We start from the raw sequence: 5,781 nt of genomic DNA, 5'->3' as shown, positions 1-5,781 counted from the left end.
CCCCGCGCTGGTGATCAACGGCGACTTCATCGACTTCCTGGCCGAACGGCCCGCGCGCCACTTCGATGCGCAAGGGGCGGTGGCGAAGCTGCGCCGCATCGCGGGGGACGCGGCGTTCTCGCCCGTGTTCGCGGCGCTGCGGCGCTTCCTCGGCGCGCCGGGCCACCGCCTGGCGGTGGTGCTCGGCAACCACGACCTGGAACTGGCGCTGCCCTGGGTGCGGCAGGAACTGCAGCAGATGCTGTGCGACGACGAAGCCGCGGCCGGCCGCCTGGTCTGGGCGCTGGACGGGCAGGGCGTGCTGCTGCGCATCGGCGACGCGTCCGGCCCGCGCGTGCTGTGCGTGCACGGCAACGAGGTGGACGCCTGGAACGCGGTGGACCACGAGGCGCTGCGCCGGCTCGGCCGCGAAGGCCTGCGCGGCTGGACGTCCGACGAGGTGTACAGGCCGAACGCGGGCTCGCGCATGGTGATCGAGGTCATGAACGACATCAAGCACCGCTTCCCGTTCGTGGACCTGCTCAAGCCGGAAACCGCGGCCGTCATCCCGACGCTGCTGGCGCTGGATCCTGGCGCCGCGGCCGCGCTGCTGGCGCTGCCGCCGGTGGTGGCGCAGCGGCAGCTGACCGAGCTGCGCATGGCCGCCGGCCTGCTCGGCGAGGCCATCCCGCCGGAGCCCGGCATGCCCCAGGCACCGCGCGCATCGGGGGTCGGCGGCGTCGTTTCCAAGGCGCAGCGGCAGGCCGCACGCCGGCAGGCGAGCATGCAGCTGCTGGACATCGCCGAAACCGACCTGCAGACCGGCCGTGCCGCGGCCGACCTGCTGGACGCAGCCGCGCGCACCGACACGCTGGGATGGGGCAGCGCGGCGTGGACGCTCATCACCGGCGGCGACAAGGTGGATGCCCTGCGCGCGCAGCTGAAGGAGCTGGCGCAGGACCGCTCGTTCCTGCTGGTCGACCCGGACGAGACGTACACGAAGATGCACGAGCGCGTGTCCACCAACATCGATTACCTGGTCACCGGCCACACGCACCTGGCCCGCGCGATCGAGCGGGAACCCCGGCGCGCGTTCTACTTCAACACCGGAACCTGGGCGCGGGTGGTGAGCATCGCCCCGGAAACGCTGGAAGACGGCGCGGCGTTCCGCCTGCTGTTCGAGGCGCTGGCCAGCGGCAGCATCGAAGCGCTGGACAACGCGCCGGGGCTGGTTCCCGTGCGCCCGCACGTGGCCGCGTTCTGGCACGACGCGGCGGGCACCCATGGCGAGCTGCGGCAGGTGGACGCCGCCGCCCCGTACCGCGCCGTGCCGGTGATCGGCAGCCGATTTTCCAGGAGCTAGCATGCGCACCGTCACTCTCGAACTCCTGCGCCACGGCCCCGCCCATAACCAGCTGCTGTCGCCGCTGACGCCCTATCTCGCGCTGTGCGAGAACCATGCGCCGGTGACCATCAACGTGCCCTTCGAGCACAACCAGTTCCTGCATCGCCTGACCGCGCTCACCTACGAATTCGGCATGACGCCGCTGGCCGACAACCAGCGCAAGTTCCAGCTGCAGGACACCGGGCGCGAGCTGAGCCGCCTGCTGTCGGCGATCCCCGGCCTCACGGCCGAACTCAACCGGCATCGCGAGCAGAGCAACGAGGTCATCCATCTGCGGCTGATTCTGTCGGCGTCCGAGCTGGCGCTGCTGCCGTTCGAGCTGGTGCTGGCCGGCAACGGATTTCCCGGCTTCGGCCAGCCGCTGCTGCTGCAGAACCAGGCGCCGGTGTGCCTGACGCGCGAGGTCCGGCGCGTGAAGGACTCGGCGCTGCCCTGGAGCCCGCAGGCGCGCGTGCTGTTCGTCTGCGCCACACCGGCCGGCCTGCCGCAGGTGCCGGTGGAAGCGCACATGCTGGCGCTGCGCAGCGCGGTCGACCCCTGGGTCAAGTATTTCGACGAGACCGACGCGGACGACCGGCGCCGGCGCGTGTCGGCCTGCCTCGACGTGCTGCCGGCGGCGACCCTCGACGACATCCAGGAAGCCTGCGCGAGCGGCGAGTACACGCACGTGCACGTGCTGGCGCATGGCGTGCAGCGGCACGACGGTTTCGATTTCCGCTTCGGCATCGCCCTGCACGGCGCGGCCGAGGGCGAGATGGACGTGGTCAGCGGCGACCGGCTGGCATCGGCGCTGCGGCCGCTGCGGCGGCCGCAGCGCGAGGGTTTCGCACTGCCGATGGTGGTGACCCTGGCCAGCTGCAACGGCGCCAACGGCGGCTCGGTGGTGGGCGCCGGCGCCAGCGTGGCCCACGCGCTGCAGGAAGCCGGCATCCCGCTGGTGATCGCGGGGCAGTTTCCGCTCACCTTCGGCGGCTCGGTGGAACTGGTGCAGACGCTGTACGAGGGCCTGCTGTGGGGGACCGACCCGCGCGCCCTGCTGATCGACCTGCGCCGGCGCATGCACGTGCTGCAGCCGGGCAGCCACGACTGGGCTGCGCTCGCGACATACGCGTCGCTGCCCACCGACTTCGACGCGCAGCTGGGCGAGCTGATGGTCGAGCGGGCCAAGGCCGCCCTGCGGGTGGCGATGGACCACGCGGACGCGCTGCTGCTCGACGCCACCAGCGGCAAGGCGCGCGGCCTGCAGCACATGGTGCGCGCCACGGAGCGCATCGACATTCCCTGGCAGCGCATGCAGCAGCTGATCCCCAAGCTGCCCAAGCGCACGCTGGAACTCAACGGTCTGCTGGCCAGCCTGGGCAAGCGGCGCGCGGAAGTGGTGCTGGCCAGCTCCAATCTCTTTCAGATGCCCGACGAGGAGCAGCAGCGGTTCATGGCGGAGTGCCTGCTCTGGCTGGAACGCAGCCGGGACTTCTACTGGGACTGCTTCGCCGAGCGCCGCGACGCCACCTGGGCGCTGGTGCAGTCCCTCGCGCTGTCGCTGCTGCTGGAATTGAAGGAGCCCGGCGACGACATGCCGGGCGGCCTGGAGCACGGCCGCCACGCCGAGCTGCGCCAGCTGTGGCGGCTGGCGCATGCGCAGTCGCTGGCGGTGGTGGATGGCACCGGGGAAGATGCCGGCTGGGCATTGGGCAACCTGGTGGAGCTGTCGCTGCTGGCGATGCTGCTGGACATCGGCTGGGCCGATGCCTACCCCGACCGCGATGCCGGCGCACCGCCGGTGGACGGCTGGCTCGGCGAAGCCCGGTTCTGGGTCGACCAGCTGCTGCAACGCGAAGACATGTTTCCCAACCAGCCGTACAGCACGTTCCGGCAGCTGCAGCGCTATGAACTCTGGTTCGGCTACGTGAACGCGCGCTTCGTGCAGGTCGGCGAAGACGTCGCCCGCGTCCTCGCCAAGCTCTTTCCCGCGCGCTTGTCCCAGACGGAGCCGGACGCCTGAGCTTATGCGCATGTGCTTATCGGAAGTCTGTCGTTTGCCGCGGCGCGCGCCGTCGCTACATTCGCCAACCTCGACATTCCGATAAGCCGAAGAAACATGAACATCCGCCTGCTTGCCGCCGCCGCCTTTACCGCCGCGGCCCTCGTTCCCGCCGCCCACGCCGACCAGCTCGACGACATCCGCAAGAAGGGCGAGCTGGTGGTCGGCGTGCTCGGCACCGACGAGCCCAACAGCTTCGTGGACCCGAGGACGCGCGAGATCGTCGGCTACGAGGTCGACCTGGCGCACGCCATCGCCCGCAGGATCGGCGTGAAGCCGGTGATCCGCCAGCTGTCGGTGGCCGCGCGCATCCCCGAGCTGCAGCAAGGCCGCATCGACCTGCTGGCCGCGTCGCTCACGCACACCAAGGAGCGCGAGGCGCAGATCGATTTTTCGCTGACCACCTTCGTCACCGGCCAGAAGGTGATGGTGAAGAACAGCAGCGGTGTCGCCGACCTCGCGCAGCTGGCCGGCAAGCGGGTGCTGACGGTCAAAGGTGGCACGCAGGAGCCCAACGTGCGCAAGGCCGTGCCCGGCGTGGACGTGGTCACCTTCGAGACCACGCAGCAGGCCTTCCTGGCGCTGCAGCAGGGCAAGGGCGTGGGCTACGTCAACGACGAGTCCTCGCTGATGAACGACCACGCCAAGCTCGGCGCCGCCAGGAAGGACTACACGGTGCTGCCGGCCAACCTCAGCGTGGAGCCGATCGCGCTGGGCGTGCGCAAAGGCGAGAAGGGCGTGAAGGCGGCGGTGGACGGCGTGCTGGCCGACCTGGAGAAGTCGGGCGAGGCCGAGAAGCTGTTCTTCAAGTGGTACGGCCCGGACAGCAAGCTGCAGTTCACCAGGCGCGCCTTCCGCATCGAGAGCGACAAGCTGTAATCGCGGGGACCGGGCAGGATGCCGCAGTTCGACATCGGCCTGGTCCTGGCGGGCCGCTACCACGACTGGCTGCTCAGCGGCTTCGTCGTGTCGCTGCAGCTGGCGGGCATGACGCTGCTGCTGGCGCTGCCGCTCGGCATGGCGGTGGCGCTGCTGCGCCTGGCGCCGTTCGCGCCGCTGCGCGCGCTGGGCTGGCTGTATGTGGAGAGCATCCACAACGTGCCGCTGCTCGCGCACCTGCTGTTCTGGTATTTCGGCGTGCCGGCCATGCTGCCGGAAGGCCTGCGCGAGTGGCTGCAGAGCGGCAACATCGAGCTGCTGTGCGCGGTGGTCGGCCTCACGCTGTATTGCGCCGCGTACATGGCCGAGGACGTGCGCAGCGGCATCCGCGCGGTGCCGGCGGGCCAGCTGGATGCGGCGCGGGCGCTGGGCTTCGGCTTTTTGGGCGCCATGCGGCTGGTGGTGCTGCCCCAGGCCATCCGCATCACCGTGCCGCCACTGATCTCGCGCACGCTGAGCCTGTGGAAGGACACCAGCATCGCCACCGTCATCGGCGTGGCCGAGATGATGGCGCAGGCCGCGCGCGTGGAGTCGGACTCGTTCCGCAGCGCCGAGGCCTTCGTCTTCACCACCTCGGCCTACCTCGCCGTGTCGCTGGCGATCACCGCGGCGGCGGCGGTGTTCGAGCACCGCTATCCGGTGCGCCCGGCCTGAGGACGGCGCACCGATGCTGGAATTAATCGACACCTACTGGCGGTACTTCCTGATGGGCCAGTTTCCGCAGGGGCCGCTGGGCGGGCTGTCGCTGACCCTGCTGCTGGCCGCGCTGGCGCTCGCGCTGTCGCTGCCGGTGGGCATCGCGCTCGGGCTGGCGCGGGTCAGCCCGTGGCGCGCGCTGTGCTGGCCGGTGACGGCGCTGGTGTACGTGGTGCGCGGCGTGCCGCTACTGATGGTGATCTTCTGGGGCTACTTCTTCCTGCCCGCGCTCACCGGCCACAAGAGCGACCAGTTCGGCACCATGCTGATGGCGCTGATCGTGTTCGACGGCGCCTACCTCGCCGAGATCGTGCGCGCGGGCATCCGCGGCGTGCCCGGCGGGCAGTGGGCCGCGGCGCGCTCGCTCGGCTTCACCTACCTGGGCGCGATGCGCCACGTGGTGCTGCCGCAGGCGCTGCGCAGCATGCTGCCCTCGCTGGTGAACCAGTTCGTGGCGACCATCAAGGAAACCTCGCTCGGCTACATCATCGGGCTGACCGAGGTGGCGTTCATCGCCACGCAGATCAACGTGCAGGTGTTCACGCGCGCAGCCGAGGTGTATGGGGCGCTGGCGCTCAGCTACTTTGTGCTGTGCTTCGGCCTGTCGCGGCTGGCCTACTGGCTGGAGCGAAGGCTCAAGCGCCGCCCGGTGCACGCTTGATGGCACCATCCATGAACGCAACGCAACGCAACGCAACGCAACGCAACGCAACGCAACGCA

Annotated in this window: 5 protein-coding genes; all 5 read left to right on the top strand. The window is 70.2% G+C overall.

Annotated elements, in window-relative coordinates; translation table 11 throughout:
- Window positions 1-1,342 (top strand): phosphoesterase (locus H0U68_RS20685; RefSeq protein WP_296358789.1); only part of this gene is annotated, 1,342 nt, incomplete at its 5' end.
- A 1-nt stretch (window position 1,343) separates the two neighbouring features.
- Window positions 1,344-3,386 (top strand): CHAT domain-containing protein, encoded by a 2,043-nt coding sequence (locus H0U68_RS20680; protein WP_296358788.1) that lies wholly within the window; start codon window positions 1,344-1,346, stop codon window positions 3,384-3,386.
- Between the two features lie 96 nt (window positions 3,387-3,482).
- Window positions 3,483-4,304 (top strand): ABC transporter substrate-binding protein, encoded by an 822-nt coding sequence (locus H0U68_RS20675; protein ID WP_296358787.1) that lies wholly within the window; start codon window positions 3,483-3,485, stop codon window positions 4,302-4,304.
- An 18-nt stretch (window positions 4,305-4,322) separates the two neighbouring features.
- Window positions 4,323-5,018 carry an amino acid ABC transporter permease gene (locus H0U68_RS20670; RefSeq protein WP_296358786.1) on the top strand — a complete coding sequence of 232 codons (696 nt, stop codon included), beginning with the start codon at window positions 4,323-4,325 and terminating at the stop codon, window positions 5,016-5,018.
- Window positions 5,019-5,031: 13 nt separating this feature from the next.
- Window positions 5,032-5,721, top strand: a complete 690-nt coding sequence (locus tag H0U68_RS20665) for an amino acid ABC transporter permease (RefSeq protein WP_296358785.1) — start codon at window positions 5,032-5,034, stop codon at window positions 5,719-5,721.
- The last annotated feature ends 60 nt before the right edge of the window (window positions 5,722-5,781 follow it).

The organism is Ramlibacter sp., from assembly GCF_013697775.1.
Lineage (GTDB): Bacteria > Pseudomonadota > Gammaproteobacteria > Burkholderiales > Burkholderiaceae_C > Ramlibacter.
Note: the sequence above shows the minus strand (reverse complement) of the source record. Positions and strands in the feature narration are given on the sequence as shown.